General features: G+C 35.2%; 21 protein-coding genes. 10 read left to right on the top strand and 11 right to left on the bottom strand.

All coding sequences use genetic code 11. From position 1 onward, the window contains the following. Nucleotides 1–237: 237 nt before the first annotated feature. The 3 genes from fba to AC0L5Q_RS19810 all read left to right on the top strand — a co-directional run bounded on the left by fba (nucleotide 238) and on the right by AC0L5Q_RS19810 (nucleotide 3,073). The gene (gene fba, locus AC0L5Q_RS19820) at nucleotides 238–1,278 is read left to right on the top strand and encodes a class II fructose-bisphosphate aldolase (protein WP_473613267.1); all 1,041 of its coding nucleotides are present in this window, start codon (nucleotides 238–240) and stop codon (nucleotides 1,276–1,278) included. A 207-nt stretch (nucleotides 1,279–1,485) separates the two neighbouring features. Then, nucleotides 1,486–2,304 carry a mechanosensitive ion channel family protein gene (locus AC0L5Q_RS19815; protein ID WP_473613266.1) on the top strand — a complete coding sequence of 273 codons (819 nt, stop codon included), beginning with the start codon at nucleotides 1,486–1,488 and terminating at the stop codon, nucleotides 2,302–2,304. A 1-nt stretch (nucleotide 2,305) separates the two neighbouring features. Beyond that, a complete protein-coding gene (locus AC0L5Q_RS19810; protein WP_473613265.1) occupies nucleotides 2,306–3,073 on the top strand; it encodes a DUF481 domain-containing protein in 768 nt (255 codons plus the stop codon). Between the two features lie 90 nt (nucleotides 3,074–3,163). On the opposite strand, the gene AC0L5Q_RS19805 is transcribed toward AC0L5Q_RS19810, so the two are convergent. Next, nucleotides 3,164–4,747: an isocitrate lyase gene (locus tag AC0L5Q_RS19805; RefSeq protein WP_473613264.1), complete on the bottom strand. Its 1,584-nt coding sequence runs from the start codon at nucleotides 4,745–4,747 to the stop codon at nucleotides 3,164–3,166. A gap of 375 nt (nucleotides 4,748–5,122) precedes the next feature. Here AC0L5Q_RS19805 and AC0L5Q_RS19800 point away from each other — a divergent pair, with 375 nt between their 5' ends. The 5 genes from AC0L5Q_RS19800 to AC0L5Q_RS19780 all read left to right on the top strand — a co-directional run bounded on the left by AC0L5Q_RS19800 (nucleotide 5,123) and on the right by AC0L5Q_RS19780 (nucleotide 10,453). Continuing rightward, nucleotides 5,123–6,058 (top strand): LysR family transcriptional regulator, encoded by a 936-nt coding sequence (locus tag AC0L5Q_RS19800; protein WP_473613263.1) that lies wholly within the window; start codon nucleotides 5,123–5,125, stop codon nucleotides 6,056–6,058. A gap of 28 nt (nucleotides 6,059–6,086) precedes the next feature. Beyond that, a complete protein-coding gene (locus AC0L5Q_RS19795; protein WP_473613262.1) occupies nucleotides 6,087–6,467 on the top strand; it encodes a CidA/LrgA family protein in 381 nt (126 codons plus the stop codon). An 8-nt stretch (nucleotides 6,468–6,475) separates the two neighbouring features. Next, on the top strand, nucleotides 6,476–7,192 hold the full coding sequence (locus tag AC0L5Q_RS19790; RefSeq protein WP_473613261.1) for an LrgB family protein: 717 nt from the start codon (nucleotides 6,476–6,478) through the stop codon (nucleotides 7,190–7,192). 300 nt (nucleotides 7,193–7,492) lie between these two features. Further along, entirely contained in the window at nucleotides 7,493–9,664 is a 2,172-nt protein-coding gene (locus AC0L5Q_RS19785) for a malate synthase G (protein ID WP_473613260.1), read from the top strand. 342 nt (nucleotides 9,665–10,006) lie between these two features. Beyond that, nucleotides 10,007–10,453 carry a hypothetical protein gene (locus AC0L5Q_RS19780; protein ID WP_473613259.1) on the top strand — a complete coding sequence of 149 codons (447 nt, stop codon included), beginning with the start codon at nucleotides 10,007–10,009 and terminating at the stop codon, nucleotides 10,451–10,453. 705 nt (nucleotides 10,454–11,158) lie between these two features. Here the strand turns inward: AC0L5Q_RS19780 and AC0L5Q_RS19775 are convergent. Continuing rightward, a complete protein-coding gene (locus AC0L5Q_RS19775) occupies nucleotides 11,159–12,049 on the bottom strand; it encodes a LysR substrate-binding domain-containing protein (RefSeq protein ID WP_473613258.1) in 891 nt (296 codons plus the stop codon). Nucleotides 12,050–12,211: 162 nt separating this feature from the next. On the opposite strand from AC0L5Q_RS19775, the gene AC0L5Q_RS19770 reads away from it, so the two are divergent. Further along, nucleotides 12,212–12,490 (top strand): peptidylprolyl isomerase, encoded by a 279-nt coding sequence (locus tag AC0L5Q_RS19770; RefSeq protein ID WP_473613257.1) that lies wholly within the window; start codon nucleotides 12,212–12,214, stop codon nucleotides 12,488–12,490. A 107-nt stretch (nucleotides 12,491–12,597) separates the two neighbouring features. Here the strand turns inward: AC0L5Q_RS19770 and AC0L5Q_RS19765 are convergent, their stop codons facing one another. From AC0L5Q_RS19765 to AC0L5Q_RS19735, 7 genes are all read right to left on the bottom strand, one after another. Next, on the bottom strand, nucleotides 12,598–13,863 hold the full coding sequence (locus tag AC0L5Q_RS19765) for an inorganic phosphate transporter (protein WP_473613256.1): 1,266 nt from the start codon (nucleotides 13,861–13,863) through the stop codon (nucleotides 12,598–12,600). A 9-nt stretch (nucleotides 13,864–13,872) separates the two neighbouring features. After that, entirely contained in the window at nucleotides 13,873–14,553 is a 681-nt protein-coding gene (locus AC0L5Q_RS19760; protein WP_473613255.1) for a TIGR00153 family protein, read from the bottom strand. Between the two features lie 174 nt (nucleotides 14,554–14,727). Then, nucleotides 14,728–15,429 carry a phosphate signaling complex protein PhoU gene (phoU, locus tag AC0L5Q_RS19755; RefSeq protein ID WP_473613254.1) on the bottom strand — a complete coding sequence of 234 codons (702 nt, stop codon included), beginning with the start codon at nucleotides 15,427–15,429 and terminating at the stop codon, nucleotides 14,728–14,730. Between the two features lie 76 nt (nucleotides 15,430–15,505). After that, the gene (gene pstB / locus AC0L5Q_RS19750; protein WP_473613253.1) at nucleotides 15,506–16,330 is read right to left on the bottom strand and encodes a phosphate ABC transporter ATP-binding protein PstB; all 825 of its coding nucleotides are present in this window, start codon (nucleotides 16,328–16,330) and stop codon (nucleotides 15,506–15,508) included. 88 nt (nucleotides 16,331–16,418) lie between these two features. Then, on the bottom strand, nucleotides 16,419–18,056 hold the full coding sequence (gene pstA, locus AC0L5Q_RS19745) for a phosphate ABC transporter permease PstA (protein ID WP_473618339.1): 1,638 nt from the start codon (nucleotides 18,054–18,056) through the stop codon (nucleotides 16,419–16,421). A gap of 53 nt (nucleotides 18,057–18,109) precedes the next feature. Next, nucleotides 18,110–20,218 carry an ABC transporter permease subunit gene (locus AC0L5Q_RS19740; protein ID WP_473618338.1) on the bottom strand — a complete coding sequence of 703 codons (2,109 nt, stop codon included), beginning with the start codon at nucleotides 20,216–20,218 and terminating at the stop codon, nucleotides 18,110–18,112. 263 nt (nucleotides 20,219–20,481) lie between these two features. After that, nucleotides 20,482–20,844, bottom strand: coding sequence for a DUF2750 domain-containing protein (locus AC0L5Q_RS19735; protein WP_473613252.1), 363 nt, complete (start codon nucleotides 20,842–20,844; stop codon nucleotides 20,482–20,484). 106 nt (nucleotides 20,845–20,950) lie between these two features. Here AC0L5Q_RS19735 and AC0L5Q_RS19730 point away from each other — a divergent pair, with 106 nt between their 5' ends. Further along, nucleotides 20,951–21,385, top strand: coding sequence for a CBS domain-containing protein (locus AC0L5Q_RS19730; protein WP_473613251.1), 435 nt, complete (start codon nucleotides 20,951–20,953; stop codon nucleotides 21,383–21,385). Between the two features lie 57 nt (nucleotides 21,386–21,442). Here the strand turns inward: AC0L5Q_RS19730 and AC0L5Q_RS19725 are convergent, their stop codons facing one another. Together AC0L5Q_RS19725 and AC0L5Q_RS19720 are read right to left on the bottom strand one after the other, a co-directional pair. After that, nucleotides 21,443–24,178, bottom strand: a complete 2,736-nt coding sequence (locus AC0L5Q_RS19725) for a nitrate reductase (protein WP_473613250.1) — start codon at nucleotides 24,176–24,178, stop codon at nucleotides 21,443–21,445. A 49-nt stretch (nucleotides 24,179–24,227) separates the two neighbouring features. Continuing rightward, on the bottom strand, nucleotides 24,228–25,577 hold the full coding sequence (locus AC0L5Q_RS19720) for an NAD(P)/FAD-dependent oxidoreductase (RefSeq protein ID WP_473613249.1): 1,350 nt from the start codon (nucleotides 25,575–25,577) through the stop codon (nucleotides 24,228–24,230). Nucleotides 25,578–25,832 lie beyond the last annotated feature (255 nt).

Raw genomic sequence — 25,832 nt, 5'->3', positions numbered from 1 at the left:
TTGTAAAATTACATAAATTTCGAAACGAAACATACAAAAACCATCTTTATCATCAAATATTGTTGTAAAATTAGTACATTCTCCCATAAAAAGCTTAAAACATAGATTTCATAGCATTACATCCCAAAATTTCGCTATGCTAATGTGTATTTTTTTCTGATACAATTACACCATGAAACATATTTTGTTTCGAAACGAAACCAATCAAAAGTCTATTTAAACTTTAGGAGTGTTGTAATGGCATTAATTTCTATGCGTCAAATGTTAGATCATGCGGCGGAATATGGTTATGGAATACCTGCATTTAATGTAAATAATCTTGAGCAAGTTAGAGCTATTATGCTCGCTGCTAACGAAACAAATAGCCCTGTAATTTTACAAGCTTCCGCTGGAGCAAGAGCCTATGCAGGAGCCCCATTCTTAAAACATTTAATACTAGCAGCCATAGAAGAATTCCCACATATTCCTGTTGTAATGCATCAAGATCACGGCACTTCACTTGCTATATGCCAACGCGCTATTCAGTTAGGCTTCTCTTCAGTTATGATGGACGGCTCATTACTTGAAGACGGAAAAACCCCTTCGAGTTATGAATATAATGTAGATGTAACTAGACGAACAGTAGAAATAGCACATGCTTGTGGTGTATCTGTAGAAGGAGAGTTGGGTTGTTTAGGCTCTTTAGAAACAGGTATGGCTGGAGAAGAAGATGGCGTTGGAGCTGAAGGTATATTAGATAAAGAACAAATGCTCACAGATCCTGAAGAAGCCGCCGACTTTGTGGCTAAAACTAATGTAGATGCATTAGCTATTGCATGTGGCACATCTCATGGTGCTTATAAATTTACTCGCCCACCTACTGACGACATTCTTGCAATTGATCGTATTAAAGCGATTAACAAACGCATACCTAATACTCATCTCGTTATGCATGGTTCTTCATCAGTACCACAAGATTGGTTAGCTATCATCAACGAAAATGGTGGAGCTATTAATGAAACATACGGTGTACCTATTGAGCAAATTCAAGAAGGTATTAAAAACGGCGTAAGAAAAATTAATATTGATACTGACTTACGTTTAGCTTCAACAGGTGCAATTAGACGTTATATGGCTGAAAACCCAGCTGAATTTGATCCACGTAAATATTTGGCGCAGTCAGTAAAGGCGATGCACTCTATTTGTAAAGATAGATACGAAGCTTTTGGAACTGCTGGTAATGCCAGTAAAATCAATCCTGTATCGCTAGATAATATGTGTAAAAAATATAATAGTTAAATTCAGCAGCGTTTGAACTATAAAAAGGGTAAATATAATTTTTATATTTACCCTTTTTTATTATCTGATGAACAATATCCCAAACCATATAAAAATATTTAACAAAATATTAACATTTTTTCATCCCCTACCTTTTTATAATAAAAAACATGCTATATACTCTTTTTGTTCTAAAATAAAAAACATACACAACTAAAGGATAAACACATGGACATGATCAACAAATGGTTTTCAGAAAACCAAGGCTTATTTCTACAATATTTAATTGATTTTGCTATCGCTATTGCGATCATCGTCATCGGTAAATGGGTTGCAAGACTTATAAGTAATACGATTATTAAAGTTATGCTTGCTAAGAATATTGATAAAGCCGTTTCAAGCTTTGTAGGTAGTATTTTATTTAGCCTAATATTCTTCGTTTCTATTATTGCTGCTATTTCTCACATGGGCTTTAATACAACATCTCTAGTCGCTATTATTGGTGCTGCTGGTTTAGCTGTTGGTTTAGCACTTCAAGGTTCTTTATCTAACTTTGCTTCAGGTGTATTACTTATCGTATTAAAACCGTTTAAAAGTGGTGACTTTGTAGAAGTAGCGGGTACTGCAGGCGTAGTTGAAGAAATTCACATATTTTCTACACAGTTAAGATCTGGTGATAATAAAACAGTCATTATTCCAAATTCAGCAATTACTGGCGGTACAATTACTAACTATTCGACTAAACCTACACGTAGAATCGATTTAGTTATTGGTGTAAGCTACGACGCCGATCTTGCTAAAACTAAAGAAATATTAGCTAAAATAGCAAATGAACATGAATTAGTATTAAAAGATCAGGCTGTAACTATTGGTGTAAGTGAACTAGCTGATAGTTCTGTAAATTTAGTGCTTCGTCCTTGGGTTAAATCGGCAGATTACTGGCCAGTATACTTTGAATTATTAGAAACAATTAAAGTGTCTCTAGACGAAGCTGGCATTGAAATCCCTTACCCACAAATGGGTTTGCACATGAATAAAGAAGACTAATATGGACCATAAATTAATTGTAGCCGCGTCTCTTGGCTTAACATTAACTAGCTCAGTAGCCTTAGCTGCTGAGCCAGCTGAAAAGTCAGCAATAACATCATCTGCTGAATTAGGTATGCTTTTTAAATCAGGTAATACAAGAAGTACCGATTTAAAGGCCGGATACGATTTAAAATACGAAAAAGATTTATGGCGTAGCACACTTGCTTTTGACTTATTAATCAAAAAAGCAGATACAATACAAGCTGACGGCTCTGAAAACTTTGAAACCACAGATCAAAAGTGGACCATTGAATCAAAAACCAATTACACCTTAAATAAAGCTAAAAAAAGCTATGTATATGGTGACTTAGCTTATGAAGATAGTAAAACAGGCAACTTTGATAGCCAAAGTTCACTTTCGGCTGGTTGGGGTCGTGAATGGTATAAAACAGAAGTCGCTTCTTTTTTCGCAGATATTGGTCCAGGTTATAAGCGTGACGTATTAAAAGATAGTGACGTAACTAACAGTGCATTTATTGTTCAAGCTCAAGTACTTTATTTAAGAAAAATAAATAACTTTGTTCAATTTAAACAAACATTAAGTGCTAAATATGCGCCAAAATCAGGTGAAAATAGTAAGTATAAAGCTGAATCTTCAATTACCACTAAATTAATTGAAACATTACAGTTAAAGTTTTCATTTAAAATAGACCATAATACTGAAGTTGCAGAGGGTAATGAAAGAACAGATACCCAAACAGCTATTACGCTAGTGTATAGTTTTTAAAACCATATTTTTTCGTAATTCTACTTATAAAAAAACCGTACAAATGTACGGTTTTTTATTGTCTGCTTTTTATACAGTCGGTATAAAAAACTAAAACTGATTAGACGTATTTTTCTCACCACCAGCTTTAAGTGCATTTTCGCCAGCAAAATATTCTTTGTGATCATCTCCAATATCAGATCCTGACATGTTCTGATGCTTAACACAGGCGATACCTTGACGTATCTCTTTACGTTGTACACCTTCAACATAACCCAGCATAGCGGCATCACCAAAGTACTCTTTAGCTAAATTATCTACTGATAATGCTGTAGTGTGATAAGTAGGAAGTGTGATCAAGTGATGGAAGATTCCGGCATCGCGAGAAGTATCTGATTGAAAGCTACGGATCTTATCGTCAGCTCGTTTAGACAACTCAGTATTGTCGTACTCAACATTCATTAAATCAGCACGAGTATAACTAGAAACATCTTCACCAGCTTCAACCATGGCATCATAAGCTTGCTGACGGAAGTTAAGCGTCCAGTTAAATGATGGGCTGTTATTATAAACAAGCTTAGCGTTTGGTATTTCTTTACGAACTTCATTCATCATAGCGGTAATATCTGCAACATTTGGTGTTGCTGTTTCAATCCAAAGAAGATCAGCTCCCGCCTTGATAGCTTCAATACTATCAAATACACAACGCTCTTCTCCCGTACCTTCACGAAACTGATATAAACCAGAAGGTAAACGCTTAGGACGTACAATTTTACCATTTCGGTTAAAACATACATCACCTTCAGCCATGTTAGCTACATCAACTTCTTCAACGTCGAGATAAGAATTATATTGATCACCTTGATCACCCGGTTCTTTAACGACTGCGATCTCTTTAGTAAGACCAGCACCTTCAGAATCTGTACGAGCAACAATAATACCATTATCGATACCTAACTCTAAGAAAGCGTGACGTAATGCACGGATCTTAGAGTGAAAATCAGCATGTGGCACCGTCACTTTTCCATCTTGATGACCACATTGTTTTTCATCAGCAACTTGATTTTCAATTTGAAGTGCACAGGCACCTGCTTCAATCATTTGCTTAGCCATTAAATATGTAGCTTCTGCGTTACCAAAACCTGCATCAATATCAGCAATAATAGGCACAACATGAGTAACATGATTATCAATTTGGTACTGAATAGCCGCTTTATCTGCCTCATCTGCGTTGTCTAGTTTACGAAAGAGATCACCTAATTCACGCGCATCAGCTTGACGTAAGAAAGTGTAAAGCTCTTTAACTAAGGTAGCTACAGTAGTTTTTTCATGCATAGACTGATCAGGAAGAGGCCCTAATTCACTACGTAACGCAGCAACCATCCAACCAGAAAGGTACAAATAGCGACGATCTGTTTTACCACCAAAATGTTTTTTGATAGAAATCATTTTTTGTTGACCAACAAAACCATGCCAGCAACCTAAAGATTGCGTATATTTAGAGCTATCAGCATCATAAGCTTCCATATCAGCACGCATGATATTCGCAGTATACTGAGCGATATCTAAACCCGTTTTGAACTTATTTTGTATTCTCATACGTGCAACTGATTCTGGGTTAATAGCATCCCAAGAATCTCCAGCTTGTGACTTAATTTTTTTTACTGCCTCAATAGCACTTTGGTAAGTAGACATGGTTATCTCCAATTTTTTATATTTATCTAAGTAAGTTTACTGAAAACTTAGCATTAGAATTTATGATTAAAATCAGTTGATGTTATGTAGTAACAACTGAAACAATACAAAACTAACAACACAAAGATTAATTGATCGACAAACATTTACTAAATATATATAATCTATCCCTACCATCATTAAAATAAATACAACGTATTATTTTTATACAAAATAATAATTAAAACCTTTAATTACAATAGTTAATTAAAAATACATTATTTTCAAACAGGCGTATAAAAACCAAAAAGTAAATTAAGTTAAAAAATGACTTAATGTACCTAGATACAAATGAAATATACTTCATTTATAATTTAACTACGGGCTATTAATATCATGAATATTTCAAAAATAGATTTAAACCTTCTTATTTATTTAGACGTGTTATTAAGAGAGAAAAACGTAACAAGGGCAGCTAGCCAATTAAATATTACTCAACCTGCTATGAGTAACGGATTAAAGCGATTAAGAACTTTATTTAATGATCCGATTCTAGTGAGAACTTCCGATGGAATGGTGCCTACGGAGAGATCAAGAGCTTTAGCTCCTGCTATAAGAAAAATTTTATTAGAGCTAGAAGAAGCACTACAAGGTGAAGAAGAGTTTAACGTTGAAAAGAGTCAACGTGTTTTTAGAATTATGGCTAGCGACTACGCAGCTTCTACTCTATTACCTATCCTCCTTAAAAAAGTTAATAGAATAGCACCCAACGTGACTATTGATATAATGACACCAAGTGATGTAACGTTTCATGACGTTGAAGCAGGTAAAATTGATATGGCCATTAACCGCTTTGATGAACTGCCTCAATCATTCCATCAAAAAACGGTATGGCGAGATACATTTTCTTGTTTATTAAGTGCAGATAATCCAGTAGTTGCTAAGTTTAACTTAAACAGTTACCTCTCATCTAAGCATGTTTGGGTATCTAAAACAGGTTTTGGTGTAGGTGTAGGAATGGATCCTAAAGACGTACAAAAACTAGGTTGGGTAGATGAATCATTAGCGAGACTTGGCAAAAAACGAGATATAAAAGTTTTCACTCGTAACTACCATGTAGCCATGCAATTAGCCTATGAAGATGGTTTAGTTGCAACATTACCAACTAAAGCAGCTATGCTACATAAGAACGATAATAACTACACGATTGTTAGCCCTCCTTTCGATATCCCAGATATTGAACTTAAAATGATTTGGAGCCCACTTTTACATCACGATGCTAGCCACATATGGTTTAGACAACTTGTTGTTGAAGCAGCGTCAGAATGCTAATTAAAGTTATTCAATAAGGTTCCATATAATGAAAGATATTATTTATAGTATTTTAGCTGTTACAGGCTGTGTCGTTATAGGAAAGCTTACCGTCTATCTCATTGGAGGATTACCTTCTAGTTTGTATGGTTTAATATGTTTTACCTTACTGTTGCATTTTAAAATATTATCTGTAGATAGAATAAAATTAAGTATTGAATGGGCCATTAAAAATATGAGTATTTGCTTTGTTCCTGCTGGGGTTGGAATTATTGAACACTTCGAATTAATTCAACAACACGGCCTAGCTATCGTTTTTATTATATTTATGAGTACATTTATTCTGCTTACCATTGTTGGGTTACTTTTTGAGAGAACAATGAAAAAGCAAAATAATACACAAACAACAAGTCACTCGACATCTTTGTAATATAAACTATGCTTATAGATCAATTACCTTCAGTAGTACTATCAACCATACTTATAGTATCTACGATAGGCATTTACCAAGCATTTACCAAAATGCAGATTAAATCAAAAGCTATATGGATAAACCCTTTGTTGCTATCTATTTTTGTTATTGCAATATTTATACTTTATATAGATATGCCATTTCAGCAATACTTTGAATCAACACAACTACTGACTAATCTTATAGAGCCTGCAGTAGTTGCACTAGGTTTTCCTTTATATCAGCAATTACATACGATAAAACGTCAATGGAAAGTCATCGTATTATTATTAACATTAGGTGTATTTATTGTTATTCCTGTAAGTATGTTACTAACAATGTCGCTTATTGCTATACCAGAAATTGCAGTGTCTTTATCTTTAAAGTCAGTCACTACCCCCATAGGAATATCGCTTACAGAGGCATTAAACGGTAATAGCGCAATCACAGCATTTGCTATTATTCTTGCCGGTTTTTTTGGCGCATTATTAGGGCCTAGTTGGCTAAATTTTATTAATGTAAAATCTGCTGAGGCCCAAGGTTTAGCAATTGGTGCAGCAAGCCATGCACTAGGCACAGCAACGATAAGTAAGATCAGTTACGAACATTCTGCTTATGGATCTTTAGCTTTAATTTTATCAGCTGTAATTACAGCAATAGTAAGCCCTTTTTTAATTCCTTTTATGTTTTTTTACTTTATTTAACGATTTAAAAAGTAATTATTAAAAATTTTAAACTAGAAATTTATCGACTTACATTCATGAGAGACCACAAAAAACAAAGTTTAAATTCACACAATGAATAATACTTATCATGAATTTAAATAAAAAGCACAAAATAAAATTAAAACATTAAAATACAAACAGTTAAAATAAAAACATATTATTTAAGTTAAATTTAAAATTTAATGCAGTTAGCATAGATTGCATTACCTTAGAAAAAGAAATAAATTTTGAAAGAAATAATGAATCATTTCAACATCAATACAACCATGGATAAAAATCATGTCTACTAGAAAAAATATTGATAATTTACAAATAGATGAAAAATTTTATAACTTTATTGCCCATGAAGTTCTACCTGGAATTGATGTTAACAATGACACTTTTTGGAGGGATTTCTCTAAGCTTATAACTGACCTAAGCCCCATAAATAAAAACTTACTCGCTATACGAGAAAGCATGCAGGAAAAAATTGATCAATGGCATCAAGAAAATTCAGGCGAGTTATTTAACTTCAAACAATATAAACAGTTCTTAAAAGCAATAAACTACATCGCTACAGAAGCACCAAATTTTAATATTTCAACATCAAACGTAGACGATGAATTAGCAATATTAGCCGGCCCTCAGCTTGTAGTCCCTGTAATGAATGCTCGATTTGCACTCAATGCAGTAAATGCCCGCTGGGGAAGTTTATATGATGCATTATATGGTAGCGATATAATATCTGATGAGAACGGCGCTGAAAAAGCAACGCAGTACAATCCACTACGTGGTAATAAAGTAATAGCCTTTGGAAGAGACTTTCTTGATAAAACAATTCCTTTAGCAAATGCTAGCCATAGTGATGTAGTTAAATACGAAGTCATTGACAATAGCCTTGTCGCCAAACTTAGTAATAACGAAACAACTCAGCTTCAAACACCCCAATTATTCAAAGGCTATACAGGTGAAATCCAATCACCCAAAGCATTGCTATTTGTACAAAACGGTTTGCACTTTGAAATCAACTTTAATTCAGCAAGTGAAATAGCTAAAACAGACAAAGCAGGCATAAGCGACATCACCTTAGAGTCAGCATTAACCACCATAATGGATTGTGAAGATTCAGTAGCTGCAGTAGACGTTGAAGATAAAATTACTACCTATAAAAACTGGCTAGGCTTAAACAAAGGTAATTTAGAAGAATCTATTATTAAAAATGGTAAAAGCATAAAACGTGTAATGGCAAAAGATCGAATATACCAAGGCCTAAGTGATAATGAAATTATCTTAAAAGGTCGTAGTTTAATGTTTGTTCGTAATGTAGGTCATTTAATGACAACACCTGCAATATTAGATCAACACAATAACGAAGTACCTGAAGGTATAGTTGATGCCGTTATTACTTCATTAATTGCTATGCATAATATTAAAAACAGCCAAACTATTAAAAACTCTCGCAAAAAATCAATTTATATTGTAAAACCTAAAATGCATGGCCCTGAAGAAGTCGCCTTTACTAATACATTATTTGAACGTGTTGAACACATGCTGTCTTTGCCTAAGCTTACAATAAAAATGGGCATAATGGATGAAGAACGTAGAACCAGTATTAATTTAAAATCATGTATTTATGCAGCTAAAGAACGTGTTGTATTTATTAATACTGGCTTTTTAGATAGAACCGGTGATGAAATACACACCTCTATGTGTGCTGGTCCTTTTGCTCGAAAAGCAGAAATTAAAAACAAAGTATGGATTGGCGCTTACGAAAACAACAATGTAGATATTGGTTTGGCCTGTGGGTTTAGCGGTAAAGCACAAATAGGTAAAGGCATGTGGGCCATTCCAGATCAAATGAAAAACATGCTTACCTCTAAAATTGACCACCCAAAATCAGGCGCATCAACAGCTTGGGTCCCTTCACCAACAGCAGCAACGCTACACGCTCTGCATTATCATGAGGTAAACGTATTTGATGTCCAGAAAAAATTATTAAAAAGAATACCTGCTTCAGTAGATGATATTCTTACTATCCCACTTGCAGATGAAATTAACTGGTCTGAAGAAGAAATCATCAATGAAATAGATAACAACGTGCAGGGCATATTGGGTTATGTTGTACGCTGGATAGATCAAGGCATTGGCTGTTCAAAAGTGCCTGATATAAATAATGTTGCATTAATGGAAGATAGAGCTACATTACGTATTTCTAGTCAGCACATAGCCAACTGGATTAAGCACAATGTTTGTACTAAAGAACAAGTGATGCAAAGTTTTACTAAAATGGCAAAAATAGTAGATGAACAAAATAAAAACGATCCGCTTTATGTACCCATTGCTGATCATTTAGATAATAGTTTAGCTTTTGAAGCAGCAACACAACTCGTATTTTTAGGGGAAAGCCAGCCAAGCGGCTATACAGAGCCTCTTTTACACCATTATCGTACGCTAAAAAAACAAGCTCATTAGTTAAAAATTAGCACAGCCCTATCGGTATGTAGATAGGGCTAATTATAGAGATAATCCATTTTAATCATCTATAACCCCCCCTTTAAATCCAATAAAATAGCCTATTAAATAAATTGATTACTCTGTATATTTACACAGTTTTTATGTATATTTATTTAGTTAAAACAATATTTGTCTATTAATCACGCTGTTTATCTTGATAATTATGTTATTTATCTTATAAAATTAGCATTAAAAGTGTAGGAAGTTATATTGTCAATGATATATAATTAGTTACATTTTTATCTACTGTTTAACTTACAACAAGCCATCGAACAGATAATAAACATAATGGAATTAACAATGAAATCTAAAGTCGTCTCAGTATTTATAACAACCGTACTTTGTACAGTTGCTTTATGCTCTACTATTTCTCATGCTGCAGACAAACAGTTTATTGTTCAAACAGTAACTTATACCACTTCAGGTATCTCATCTAACCAAGTGATAAAACTTGTTGAAGAACATAAAAAAATAAATATATTTTCAATAAATAGTTTTAATGAAGTTATTAATAGGCCTTTACTCAATCTAACATCATCTATTCCTAGTGAATACATACCTGCATCTAGTTTCACTAAAAAGAATGAAATATTTGAATTAGCAACTATCTTTAATGACAAATTACAGCAAATTCTCGCTAAATTATCTTTTAATCAAACCTCTCAAAGTAAAGATCACTTAATGCATGGTGATACACCTAAAGATAAAAACGCTATTCAATGTAAAAACAGCAAAAACCTACATTAATTGATTATTCTAATAAGTGGTCTTATTGATTAATAAGCCACTTACTTGTTTATTCACAGATTCCAATTTAACATCTTATAAAAACGTATCTTTTCTAGTATCTCTTTAATTAGGTCTATAGATCTTTTATGTTTATTTTTGTTCGAATTAAATATTTATTGATCTCGCCGCAAGGAGTGTAGCATAGTCGCTCTATATAAAATCCTCACCTACAGGAAGTAGATGCTTAGGTTCAGTCTGGAACGATGAACCTGTGTATATGACCATTTATTCTTCGTGTAAAATAGGTCAATTCATTCATGCGTTTCGTACTTAAGAAAACGATAACACAGCAGAAATGCCAAACTAGCATTGCCTTACAGGTTCATTTAAACGCCATTCACTCGTTGGTGTTGCTCTTTTACATAGAATGACGCCTAAATTAAATAGCATTTAATTTGAACAAAATGTATACCTAACCTCAGCTCGGGATAAGCAAAGTTACTCAACAAGCTATTTTTACGTCTAACTTCGTTGAATTTATTACTAATAGCCAGCTATTAGATAGAAAAATTCGCCTTGTTATACACAAAAATATCAATGTTGAGAAGCTAATATAGCTTAGGAAAACAACGATACACATTAAGCCTTTGATAAATAATAACTTTAATTCATTCGCTAACATTCATTAACCCGAGTTGAGGTTACCTAAAAGGCCTAAACGCTCTAAAGAAGATCAGAGATTAAGTCCGCTAATTTTAAAAACAACTGCTGTCGAACAGTGGTAGGACGCCACATAATACCAATATCTCTGTACATAGAATTATCAAGCTTTGTAATGGTTAAGTTTTCATTTACTCCAACCCCCTTCTTAACCGCCATACTCGGTAAAAAAGTCATTCCGTTATGATATGACGTCATTTGTATTAAAGTAGAAATACTAGATGCTAAGAAAGGATTTATGAGACTTTTATCGGTAAAGTTACAAGCTGATACAGCATGATCTGTTAAACAATGTTCTTCAGACAATAAAAAAACACTTTGTGGTGGCAAACCTTTATAGTCTTTATTCTCCGAATAATGTCTTACTAACTCACTATTACCTGCCAAATAAAATGAATCTTTACCTACGACTTTACTTTTAAAACCGTGTTTGCCAACGGGTAAAGCCAGTACAATTAAATCAATCTCACCGTTGGCTAACATTAGCATGAGGTTTTCTGTTGTACTCTCTATTAAATATAGTGAAAGATCCGGTATATTTTTTTGACAGGAATGTAAAAAATCAGTCAATAAATAAGGAGCTATGGTATGAATACAACCTATTCTAATTGACCCACCATTAGGGTTTCCTTGTTGTTGAGCATAGGTAACCAGCTCATTAGTAGACACTAATAGCTCTCTCGCCATTTTTACAATAGATAAGCCCTGTGCAGTAAAAATAAAAGATTTATGATCTCTTTCAATTAACTGACAGTGAAGTTGTTCTTCAAGTTTTAATATCGCGCTACTTAATGTTGATTGGCTTACATAACAAGCTGCTGCAGCCCGATTAAAGTTTTGATGTTCATGTAAAGACAAAAAATATTGTAAATGTTTTAAATTAGGCAAATTCATTCGTTTAAGTCATGCTGTAATAATACTTGTGTTGATATCATCTATCTTTTAGTTACTTTCTTCAATCACCAATAAAATTAAAAATAAACTAATCACGGTTTAAATGATCGAAAAATTACGATATTGTTCGACTAATTATAAAATAACACTTAAGGAAAGTTTATGAGTCAAGCGTCAGCTCGTCACCTATTAGTAGATACTGAAGAAGAATGTTTAGCACTTAAAGCAGAAATAGAAGCAGGTAAAGACTTTGCTAAAGTTGCTAAAGAGCATTCAAATTGCCCCTCTAAAGCACAAGGTGGAGAATTAGGCTCATTTGGTCGTGGTCAAATGGTACCTGAGTTTGATGAAGTAGTATTCAGTGCAGAACTTAACAAAGTTCAAGGTCCTGTTAAAACACAATTTGGTTACCATTTATTAGAAGTTACTGCTCGTACGTAATAGATTAGTATTTATTAAAAAGCCCCGATAATGATAAATTATCGGGGCTTTTTTACGTTTGTTAAAAACCAGCCTAATAACTTAGCTTGGCACGTTAATCACTACAATTAAGTAAAATAAGCTTCTAGTATCCAGAAAAATAGGATTGAAAGCCCAGCACCAACTGGTAACGTAATAACCCATGAAATAACAATATTGCGCACTACACCTAAGTTAATAGCAGCAATACCACGCGCCATTCCTACACCTAATACTGCACCAACTAATGTTTGCGTTGTTGAAATAGGAAGCCCTGTACCTGAAGCAATAACAACAGTACAAGCCGCAGCTAATTCTGCAGCAAATCCTCTACTTGGAGTTAAATGCGTTATACCGTTTCCGATAGTTGCAATAACCTTGTGTCCAAATAATGCAAGACCCGCAACAATACCAAAGCCACCGAGTGGTAATATCCACCAAGCAATAGCGGCTTTCTTAGCTATTTCACCATTATTACTAATAATACTTTCAACGGCTGCTAGTGGCCCTATAGCGTTAGCTACATCGTTTGAACCGTGAGCAAATGCCATACAACATGCTGTTACTATCATTAAAACAGCAAACACTTTTTCTACGTTAGCATAAAGCGTTGTTTTAGCTGCTTTTTCGTTAAACTTAAGACGAGAGATAAATATTTTACCAATAACAGCGACTACGAGTGCAACAATAATCGCGTAAATATAACCTTCTTGCACACCAATTTCTAAACCAATATGTTTTAAACCTTTTTTAATGGTTACTAGCGCTAATACAAAGCCTGCTAAAAACATATAAAAAGGCACATAACGTTTAGCTTGCTTTAAAGGGTTATCTGTATCAAAAATGAGTTTTTGTGCACTGTTAAATATAGCAAAAGCAATGACCCCCGATATGAGAGGCGTTACTATCCAACTACCTACAATACCTCCTACTTTCCCCCAAGCAACAGTATCAGGACTCACACCAATAGCAGCAAAACCAATAATAGCGCCAACAATTGAATGAGTCGTTGAAACAGGCCAGCCAAGTATTGATGCTATCAATAACCAAGTTGCCGCAGCAAAAAGAGCTGAAATCATGCCAAATACAAGTAATTCAGGCGAATCAACAAAATAACTTGAGTCAATAATACCTTTACGAATAGTCGATGTAACTTCACCACCAGCTAAATAAGCACCTGCAAATTCGAAAATCATCGCAATAATAATTGCTTGCTTAATGGTTAATGCTTTAGAGCCAACAGAGGTTCCCATTGCATTTGCAACATCGTTAGCACCTATGCCCCACGCCATAAAAAAGCCAACAACTGCAGCCATTATGATGAGAGTTGAGCCACTCGAAATTAAAATATCCATTACTAACCCTTATTTTCTCGCCAACATAATTTCTAAACGAGCACCTACGCGCTCCGCTATATCGGCAAGTTCGCCCACCCAGTCGATGATTTGATATAAAAACATCACATCTACGGGGTTTAAATCGGCTTCAATTGCTAATAATTCTTGTCTAATCTTGATTTGCATTGAGTCAGTGTCATTTTCAATTAAATCTAATTGAAGGATCATTTTCTCAACCAACTCAACTTCAATACCTCTAAAGCCGGTTTCTAATAAATCATCTAATTCATTAATCGCTTCCGTTGCTTTTTCAATAGCATCTAAATTACGTTCTAAATAAGCAATAAAAGACACTTGTAACGATTCAGGTATAACAATTTTACGCCCTAAAACACGCCCTGCAATGTCTTTACTTTTATTTGCTATTTTGTCTTGCTTAGAGAGTAGCTCAAGTAAATCTGTACGTTCAACGGGCATAAATAAACCACCCGGTAACCCTAACCTGATTTGGCGCTTTAACGCATCAGCTTCTTTTTCAAACGTTGATATTTTAGTTCGGATTTCAGCAGCTTTGTCCCAGTCGAGTGCGGTACAAGCATTGAAAAAAGGAATGAGTTGTTTACTACACTTAGCAACCAACCTGATGTGTTTTTCTAGTGGTTTGATAGGAGACTTAGCAAAGACACCTAATATTGTGTTTCTGGCCATAATAATTTCCAGTAAAGGGTTCTCTTTATTGTAATTCGCGGCGGATATTAACTTATTTGCTATAATTAGCAAATGCTTTGTCGACGAACAACGATAAAATAAAGACCTTTAATTTAAAGTGTGGGGATAACTTATTTAATATAAGTTACCAAATTATTAAATGAGTTAAATAAATTATATTTTTTTCATATCTTCAACGCTGGTATGACGCACAACTTTACCTTTTACAAAATAAATAATGTACTCACATATATTTTGACAACGATCGCCAATACGCTCTAATGCCCTTGCAGACCATATAACACTCATCACTTGAGGAATCGAACGAGGATCTTCCATCATATAGGTCATTAATTGGCGCATTAACGCTTCATATTCACGATCTATTTTTTCATCTATTTGATGAATTTTGAATGCCGCCTCCACATCCATACGCGTAAAAGCATCAAGTGTAAGTTGTAAACACTCTAAAACTCTACGACCTAAATTATCTAAATTTAGTAAAAGCTCTTTATGCTTACTGGTTAAACTCTCTAGCGTTACCTTTGCTATTTTTGTAGCTTCGTCACCAATACGTTCTAAGTCTGCGATGGTTTTTATGATCGCCATCACTAAACGTAAATCGCCTGCGGCAGGCTGGCGCTTAGCTATAACACGCGTACATTCATCATCAATAACAACTTCAAGGTTATTGACTTGATAATCATTTGAAAGTACTTTTTTAGCTAAGTCTTCATCACCTTGACTTACCGACTCTAAGGCTTCATTTAGTTGTTTTTCAACTAAACCACCCATCTGCATTACAAGATTAATAATGCGTTCTAAATCTTCGTTAAATTGTCCCGATATATGACGACTTATATTTAAACTGTCCATGCCTCACCTTTTATAATTTATGGTATTTATTGAATAATGTAATTTACTAGTTATCTCTATTAAAGATAGACCAACTTTAACCGTAACGACCGGTTATATAATCTTCTGTTTTCTTTTTAGAAGGCGTCGTAAATAACGTGTTGGTATCACTGTATTCAATTAAGTCTCCCATGTACATAAAAGCAGTTTGATCTGATACGCGAGCAGCTTGTTGCATGTTGTGCGTTACAATAACCACAGTAAACTGTTGCTTTAAGTCATTGATTAACTCTTCAATGGTAAGCGTTGAAATAGGATCAAGTGCAGACGTGGGTTCATCTAGCAACAATACTTCTGGTTGAATAGCAATTGCACGAGCAATAACTAAACGTTGTTGTTGACCACCTGATAAACCTAATGCACTGTCATGTAGTCTATCTTTAACTTCATTCCATAGCGCGGCGCTTTTTAATGCTTGCTCAACGGCTTCGTCTAAAACTCTACGATTATTTTCGCCTTTGATACGTAAGCCATAAACAACATTTTCATAGATGCTCTTTGGAAATGGATTAGGTCGTTGAAATACCATACCAACAGCTCTACGTAGCTCAGCTACATCAACATGACGACCATAAATATTTTCGCCATGCAGGTTAATTTCACCCGTTATTTTACAAATATCAACTAAGTCGTTCATACGGTTAATACAACGTAATAGCGTAGATTTACCACAACCACTTGGGCCGATAAAGGCGGTTACTTGGCCTTTTGGGATCGCCATAGATATATTTTGTAGTGCTTGTTTTTCACCATAAAAAAGGTTGAGATTTTTGATTTCTAACGCAACTTGCTCTGGTGACAAGTTTGCTAAGTCAATTTTATTTGGGCTATCAATTAAAGCTTTTGGTGTTACAGAGATCATATTTTTCTCTCATTTTGGAGGTGTCCCTCCATTGTTCATATAAATAAATTGTTTAAATAATTTTTTACCGGTACTGAAAGTTAAAAGCTTAATGTTCTAACATTCTGTATTTCTCTCGTAATTTGTTACGAACAGAAACAGCGGTCATATTCAAAGCAACAATAATTGTGACGAGTAATAAAGCGGTTGCATAAACAAGTGGTCTTGCCGCTTCTACGTTAGGACTTTGGAAACCTACATCGTATATATGGAAACCTAAGTGCATAAACTTTCTATCAAGATGTAAGAATGGGAAATTGCCATCTAATGGTAAGTTAGGTGCCATTTTAACAACTCCTACTAACATAAGAGGAGCAACCTCACCCGCTGCACGAGCAATCGCTAGAATAATTCCCGTCATAATTGCTGGGCTAGCAATAGGTAATATAATTCGCCATAAGGTTTCTGCTTTTGTTGCACCTAGAGCTAAACTACCGTGCCTCATTGCTGATGGAATTCGCGCTAAACCTTCCTCTGTTGATACAATAACAACAGGTAGCGTTAATATCGCTAGCGTAATAGCCGACCACATAACACCTGGCGTACCAAATGTAGGGCTTGGTAATGTTTCTGGGTAGAACAATTGGTCTAAGCTGCCCCCTACCATATAAACAAAGAAACCTAAGCCAAACACACCATATACAATTGAAGGTACACCCGCTAAGTTAATTACAGCAATACGTAATAATTTAGTTAATGCATTTTTACCCGCATATTCATGTAAATAAATAGCCGCAATAACGCCAAATGGTGAAACAATAACAGTCATCAACAGCACCATTAGCACCGTACCAAAAATAGCTGGAAATACGCCACCTTCGGTATTAGCTTCTCTTGGGTCATCAACTAAAAATGCGCTAATTTGTTCTAAAAAGGTTAAAAACTTTTCAAAAAAGTTAAGCTTGTTGTTATAAGTTACTTTAAGAATGTGCTCAAAGTTAATAGTAACTTTTTGACCATCCATAGCTCTTACCACTAACTGGTCACGTGCTATTTCTTCACGCAAGCCCATTAATTCAGCTTCAAGTACTTTATATTCAGCTTGTAATGTTGCAACTTCGCTATTTAATTCTTTCGCTAAATCGTCTGTTAATTCGTTATCAAGCTTATATTTACGCTCTTTTAAACGAGTACGCTCAATGTTGTAGTTAATAGCCCCAATATGAGTTTTTTGTAGTGAATCAATTTCTTCTTGAAAATTGTCTACACGCTCAAGTAATTCAGGTAATCGAGTTATATCGACTTCTTTCCCTTCTAAAATAACGGATTCTATATAACCATAAAAGTTACCATTGGTTCTACGTTCAATAACAACAACTTCTTCAGGCTTAGTTGTTGTTTGAATTTCTGGTACTAATAACCATCTAAAATCTAAGCTTACTAACTCACGGTTACCTGTTTTAACGAGCAAACGCTCTACTGTTTCTTGGCCCGGCGCTAATTTAATTGCCGTATGTGCTAATTGAGAGGCAGGAATAAATTCACGATCGTATATTTCACCAATCACTGTACCGTGAATACCTTTATCGTTTATTGACTTAAATTCATAAATATCGGCTGGCCAAAAGTAAGATAAACCTTTAGAAGCGATAAGCCATAACAAACCTAATACTGAAATTAAGCTGATACTTACACCGCCGGCTGACAACCATATCCAAGGTGATCCTGAACGAAACCATTTATTCATATTTTGTTGCTCTTTATTACTATTTTTCATCATATTTACCTAATAACTTGCCTTTATAACGAGCTATATTTGTCGCGTAAACGCTGACGAATAAATTCTGCAAGTGTGTTAACTACAAAAGTAAACACGAATAAAACAAATGCAGCTAAGAATAAAATTCTGTAGTGCGAGCTACCCACTTCTGACTCTGGCATTTCTACCGCTATATTAGCCGCTAGTGTTCTCATGCCTTGGAAAATACTCCAATCAAGTATTGGGGTATTACCTGTTGCCATGAGTACAATCATGGTTTCACCCACCGCACGACCAAGCCCCATCATTAACGCTGAGAAAATGCCGGGGCTAGCCGTTAATAAAACTACTTTAATTAAGGTTTGCCACTGTGTAGCGCCTAACGCTAATGAACCGCTGGTTAAATGCCTAGGAACACTGAAAATTGCATCTTCAGCCATAGTAAAAATAGTAGGAATTACCGCAAACCCCATAGCAATACCCACAACTAATGCATTACGTTGGTCAAAACTAATACCTAATTCATTCGTAATGTATTGACGAACATCGCCACCAAACATATGTAATTCAAGTACGGGTGATAACGCAAAAGCAAAGTAAACCGAGACTAAAATAACAGGAATTAAAATTACCGGAGCTAAAGTTTCAGGTATTTTAATTTTTAGTTCTTTCGGTAATTTATACCAAGCAAACGCTGCAATAAGGGTCGATAGAGGTAAGAAGATCACCATTAAGAATATTGCAGGTAAGTAGTCTTCAATCAGTGGTGCTAACCAAAGTCCAGCTAAAAACCCTAAGATAACGGTGGGTAATGCTTCCATCAATTCAATAGTAGGTTTAACTTTTTTACGTAAAGCCGGAGTCATAAAATATGCGGTATAAATGGCAGCGGTTAATGCAATTGGTACTGCAAATAACATGGCGTAAAATGCCGCTTTAATGGTTCCAAAAGAAATAGGAACTAAAGAAAATTTAGCTTCAAAGTCGTCCGTTCCCGATGTAGATTGCCAAATATAATCAGGTTCAGCATACCCTTCGTACCATACTTCCTTCCATAGTGCAGACCACGTTACTTCAGGATGTTCGTTGTGTACTGAAAAGATTTTTAGCTCATTGTTATTAACGGTAATAATCGCGTCAGACCTTGGTGATACCGCAAAAGCATCAGGTTGCGTATTAACGAGTTTTCCGTTCCATAATTGCGCTTCACTGGTTGTATAAAACACATCAACGGCACCTGTAGCCGTTATCCCGTAAAAGCTTTTGCGAAATTGCTCAGTATAAATTTTTGCTACAGCTTCACCTGTACTATTGTTAAATGAGCGTATTTCTTGAAAGTCTCTACCACTGTCTCCAGCCACTTCAAACCACTGACTAATATTTCCTTTATTGTCACCAATGAGAATAGAGCTACTACCCGAAAGCAATGCCATAGAGGTAATGGTTTTCTTAGGTTTTATTTCCGTTTTTAAAGTAACGCTGTATTCATCGTCTAATTCAAATACAGATATAGTATTGCCACTTTGAACAAAGGCTAACGATAAGTCAGGTGTAATCAGAATTTCATCAACTTTTTTTGAATAAAACTCTATCTCTTGAAAAACAGTTTCAAAAGCGGGGTCATAATCAAAACTATCTTCTGATACCAATGTGGTTTTTATTAATCGGCCGTCGTCTGTTTTTGCAACAAACACAGCCTTTTCAGAGTTCATTGCAAAAGCAACTTTAGAGAAACCTGCATTGCTTTCGTCAAGCTCTAGCGGTTCTTCTCCTAACGGGTAATCAATTCTCGCAATAATCTCACGGCTGTCAGCGGTGTAAACAGATTGAAACTTAGGAGCAATAACTAGGTTATTGTTATTTGAGTCAACAATCAGTTTGTAATTAATGCCTGAATCAACAATGTGTTTAACTTCACCACCGTTAGAAATTAATTGCTGTGAAAACAACTGACTTCCTGTTTTATATCCGTTTTTATCAGTTAAACGATAAAAGCGAATATCACCTAGTTCATTAATTTGATAGGCCACTTCTTTTAGTTCATCAACACCAACACTTAATGTTTTGGTTGAAGACGTAAGAGAAAGTTGAGAGGTCTGTTCTACAGTTGCTGAGTCAAAAACAGGTTTAATTACGTAAAGTAAATACATAAAAATTAGCACAAGGGTAAATAACACACTGATACCACCGAGTGTAATTAACCATTTTGCTAAAGAGTTTTTAAGCTGACGTGTGCCAGTTGATTTAAATGCTAGAGCCACTAAATCTGCCTTTATCTACTATAAATATTAAGTTCAAATTAAATTATATGTCATTAATATTACAGTTTTGTGACAGATGTGTTTACAAGAATTAAGATTGGATAAAAATGAGCCCTATAACCTAATAAGTTTTAGAGCTAATTTGTTTATATTTATTTATAAACTTCAACTTCAGAAAGTAGTTGTGTAAATTCAGCCAATTCAACTTCTACACAATCGCCCTCTTCAGGCCAATTAAGTCCAATAATAATATTGTCTTCATTTAGGTCTTCAATCCAAAACTCCATCCATTCAGCAACTGAAATTTCTGTTGGCTGGTAGTCTTCCCATTCTTCAAAGCAATGGTTTTGCGCAAGTTCAGCACTTGACCACAAAGGCATTACTTCTGTGTTTTCAAAGTTAACTGAGTCTAGTACCACATAGTTTTCTGACTCGGGTTCCTTTAAAGCCCATAAGGTTTGAGAGACTTTTACATCAGTCATAAATGTTTTGATAATATTTTGTTGATCTGTCATAACGATCTTTTACCTATAATGATTTAGTATTTATTTGCCTAGTATACTAAAATATAGAATATATTAAGACCTGTTTGTTACAGCTTAATTAAATAAGGACAAGCTTATGAGTGTAGAAACTGTCATGTCGCGTAGTTTAATTACCTTAGATATGGATGACAATTTAGAAAAAGCCAAAAAGATCATCGATGCAAAAAACATTCATCACATTCTCATTCTCCATAATAAAGAATTAATGGGAATTATTACTGACAGAGACATATTTAAACACTTAAGCCCATCTGTAGGCACTCGTATAGAAACTGCTAAAGATACTTTTTTGTTACACAAAAAAGTCCATTTAATTATGAGTAGAAACCTTGTAACGGCAAAATCATCTATTTCACTTAACGAAGCGGCCTTACTGTTTGACGACAATCACATTTCTTGTTTACCCATAGTGAACGAAAAAAATGAACCTATTGGTATTATTACTTGGCGAGATATTATTAAAATTGTTGCCAATAATTACCGAACTAAGCTGAAGGAACAAAAGGAGTAATAACAATTCCATTAAGTTTCATGGATATCACTCCTTTAAGAACACCGCACTCAAGAACTAAAAAAAAGCCTTTAATTCGGGAATACACGAACCACAATTTGTTCCACATTTTAATTGCTTACCTAAAGCTTCAACAGACGAGCAATCTCCAGACGCAATAGCTTGTTTAATGTTTTTTTTGCCTACTTGAAAACACGAACATATAATTTCACCTACATCTAACGAACCATCTGAATCTAAGGCTGATAAAAGTTTAAATCGTGTTTTAGGGTTATGCTTCTGCCCTATTTGTTTCTCAATAAACTGCGTGCTGTATTTTATTGATAGGTCCGTACCGCCAGCAAAAAAGCATGTGAGTACGTCATCAACAAATCCCGCTATTCTTAAAATATGACTTTTATCATCTTTTAAAACCAGCCAATCAGAAACATCAGGAAAATGTGCTTGTAAAAACGCTTCACTATTATCTGCTGAATAAGGTAAATCTTGCTTGTCTGCTATTACGTATTTAACCCCTTGTTCTATTGTTGCCATAGTCCAATAGTCAGTAGTTAAATTTACTGGCGTTGAGCTAACCAGATAACCAGACCATTTAGCGTTAAAAGCACTTATATTAACCGGACACTGTTTAAACTCAGGCTGCCCCGATAATGCATCGGTAATAGAGCTGACCAAAGCTGAAACTTTAGCTGATTTAGAGAAACTATCATTCCAATGAATAGGAACGAATATTTCACCGACTCTTTGTTCATCTGTTATTTGTGCTCGACCAATATAAGATGAACCTAAATTATCTAATTGAAGTAGTTCTTTATCTACCACATTCAACCGCATTGCGTCATCAGCATGAATTTGTATAAAAGGCTCACTTAGATGCGTCATTAACTTAGGCACTCGCCCTGTACGTGTCATGGTATGCCATTGATCTCTTATACGTCCGGTATTCATGATCACTTGATTGGCACTAGGTACCACTTGCGGATATTTAGCAACAACAGGAACAAAATTAGCTTTACCTGTTTTAGTAGCAAACCCGCCTTGGGTAAATAAACGTTTGGTCCCTTTCGGGTTTTCTGCATTAATTGGCCAAGGGGTTGGTGTAAAATCACGATACGCATCTAACGATATATTAGCCAAGCCCGAAATATCAAAAGCTCGATGTACTCTATGCTCAGTATCGCTTCTATGTGTATTTTCATCGGTAGAGATATTCTCGAAACCTGATAATGCAGCATGCTCTTTAAAAATATCGTGTGCATGTTTATAGGTAAAGGCATCGCTAAAACCCATTTTTTGGGCAACTAAGCTGATAATTTCCCAGTCATTTTTAGCCATACCCGGTGCACTTACCAAAGACTTTTGTAAAGAAATGGTACGTTCTGAGCTCGTTACCATGCCTTCTTTTTCGCCCCAAGTAGTTGCAGGTAACACAATATCAGCGTAGTTAACGGTTTCTGCACTTTCGTAACTTTCGCTTATCACCACCATAGGGCACTTTTGTAATGCTTTTTTGACTACATTAGCATTAGGCATACTGACTACGGGATTGGTTGCTATGATCCAAATAGCTTTGATTTTACCGCTATTAACAGCATCAAACATGTCAACAGCTTTTAAGCCTTGTTTTTGTGCCATATTAGGCGCATTCCAAAAGCGTTGAACCAAATCAATTTCATTAGGATTTTCAAAGTGCATGTGACCCGCTAATTGATTAGCCAGCCCACCAACTTCACGCCCGCCCATAGCATTTGGCTGACCTGTAATAGAAAAAGGTCCTGCGCCCGCATAACCTATTTTCCCCGAAGCTAAGTGACAATTAATAATAGCATTGCCTTTATCAACCCCTGAAGATGATTGATTAATGCCCATTGAAAACATGCTCACAACCTTTTTATGTTGTGCAAAAAGCTGGTAGCTTTCAAGTAGTGTTTCGGGTTCAATATCACACGCTTTTGCTACATTTTCTAAGGTAGGCATTTGTGATTTTACGGTATCGAGTGCTTCGCTATAACCTAAACAATATTGTTCAATATAATCAGTATCTATCGCATTGTTTTCAGCTAAAAAGGCTAATAAGCCATTAAAATAAAAAGCATCAGCTCCCGGCTTTAACTTTATGTGCAGATCTGCATTTTTACTGGTTGCTGTTGCTCTAGGGTCAATAACCACCACTTTAAGCTTAGGGTTATCTTCTTTAGCTTTTACAATACGTTGGTAAACAATAGGATGAGCATAAGCAGGGTTTGAACCAACAATAAAAATAACCTCTGCTTGTTCTAAATCTTCATAACAACCAGGTACAGCATCTTCTCCAAACGCCCTTTTATGGGCAACACTGGCAGAAGCCATACATAACCTAGAGTTTGTATCTACGTTTGCTGAACCAATAAAGCCTTTCATTAATTTATTAACAACGTAGTAGTCTTCTGTCAAAATTTGACCAGAAACATAAAAAGCGACAGAGTCAGGGCCGTGTTCTGCAATAGTTTGTTTAAAATGCTCGGCAACGGTTGATGTTGCTTCTTCCCACGAGGCTTCTTTACCAAAAACTTTAGGGGTTAAAATTCGCCCTGTATCAGCAACCGTTTCATGTAACGAAGAGCCCTTTACACACAAACGTCCAAAATTTGATGGGTGATTTTCATCACCTTTTACCGCGACTATTTTATTATCAACAACCGTGGTTGATACTCCACAACCTACACCACAATAAGGACAAGTGGTTTTATGAATTGAAGAAGCTAGAGAAACTGTAGCGTCTTGCTTATCCGTAAAAATTATATTTGAATTCATTTAACTCTCTAAAATGTACGTTCTTACCCGAAAATTATCTATTGTCTTATTACGCAGCTTCACTACGCTCATCTTTATTTTCAGCTTCAATGACCATAAATTCATGACCTATTAATAACTCAGGCATTGCATGCAATATTTTTTGTTTATTTTGCATCATCTCGAAATACACCATTCCAGAACTCACATCGCCAAATAAAACAACACCAACAATAATGTCGTTTTCAATAATGATTTTTCGGTATATAGATGACTTTTGGTCGGTAAGAACAAATGTTTGTGTGGTATCAGATGATTCAACAACACCAGCAGAAAACAGCTGTACACCAGACACTTTTAATTTTGTTGGCACTGGAGCATTTTTAAAGGCAGATAAACGGCCAAGACACAATCGTTCAGCAAGCGATTTACATTGGCTCCAAATAGGATCAACCAATCCAAATGTTGAGTTTTTATGCTGGCAACATTCACCTAACGCGCTAATATATCTATTGCTTGTTTGCATAAAGTCGTTAACAACAATGGCACGTTCCGCAATAATATTTGCACTAACCGCTAATTCTTTATTTGGCGTGATCCCTGTTGCAATAACCGCCATTTCAGCAGTAATCGTTTCACCATTCGTTAATTCTGCACCCGATAAAACGTTTTCACCTTCTTTGTTGGTTTTACTGGTAAATTGCGCAACTTCGTGCCCTAAAATAAAATTAATATTTTTAGCAGCCATAATGTTTTTCAGCATAGTGCCAGACACTTGGTCTAACTGACGATTTAGCAACCATTTATTACGATGTATTAAGGTAACTTTTACACCACTTATCGCTAAACCATAAGCCGCTTCTAAACCTAATAATCCACCACCAATAACCAAGGCTTTTTTATCTTTACCCTCTTCGCCTTTCAGCGCAGAGGCTTGATTAGCAAAAGACTGAATTTGCTCGGTGTCTTTAATATCTCTAAAGTTAAACAAACCTTTTACGTTTTGATTTTTAGCAGAAATTTTTGCAGAACGAGAACCAACCGCAAGCACAAGTTCGTCGTATGAAATAATTTTTTGATCTTCAAGGCTTTCATGGTTTTGACTGTTTTGTAAGACCAGTTTTTTATTTTCACTGTCTATATGAGAAACATGAGTACCGCTGATAAATTTAATTTGATTATCTTTATACCATTGAGGTGTTTTTTGAATAATGCCATCAATCGTTGTTTCACCTGCCAGTACAGACGACAACATAATGCGGTTATAACTTCCGTAAGGTTCTTTTCCTATAACCGTAATTTGATACTGCCCCGGCGTTCGCTCCAATATTTCGTCTAATAACCTGCCCGTCGCCATTCCATTGCCGATAATCACTAAAGAGGGTTTTTCAAAAACAGAAGTGTTTTGATTGCGATACATATTGAACCTATAGTCGTATTTAAAATTGATACCGACTATGAGATAGCACTATATATGCCACTATAAAAATAGCGAAATAAAAAATTTACACCACTACGAAGACCTTCATACAGACCTTGTAAATAAAGGGATAGGTATTTTTATTCTAGATAAAAACAAATAAAATATAATATTAAGTTGCTAGCAAACAAATACGAATGCACCAATAAAACGCACCATCAGCGTGCATTGTTAACATGTTAAGCAGACACTTTG

This window comes from Pseudocolwellia sp. G5-9, from assembly GCF_055808995.1.
Note: the sequence above shows the minus strand (reverse complement) of the source record. Positions and strands in the feature narration are given on the sequence as shown.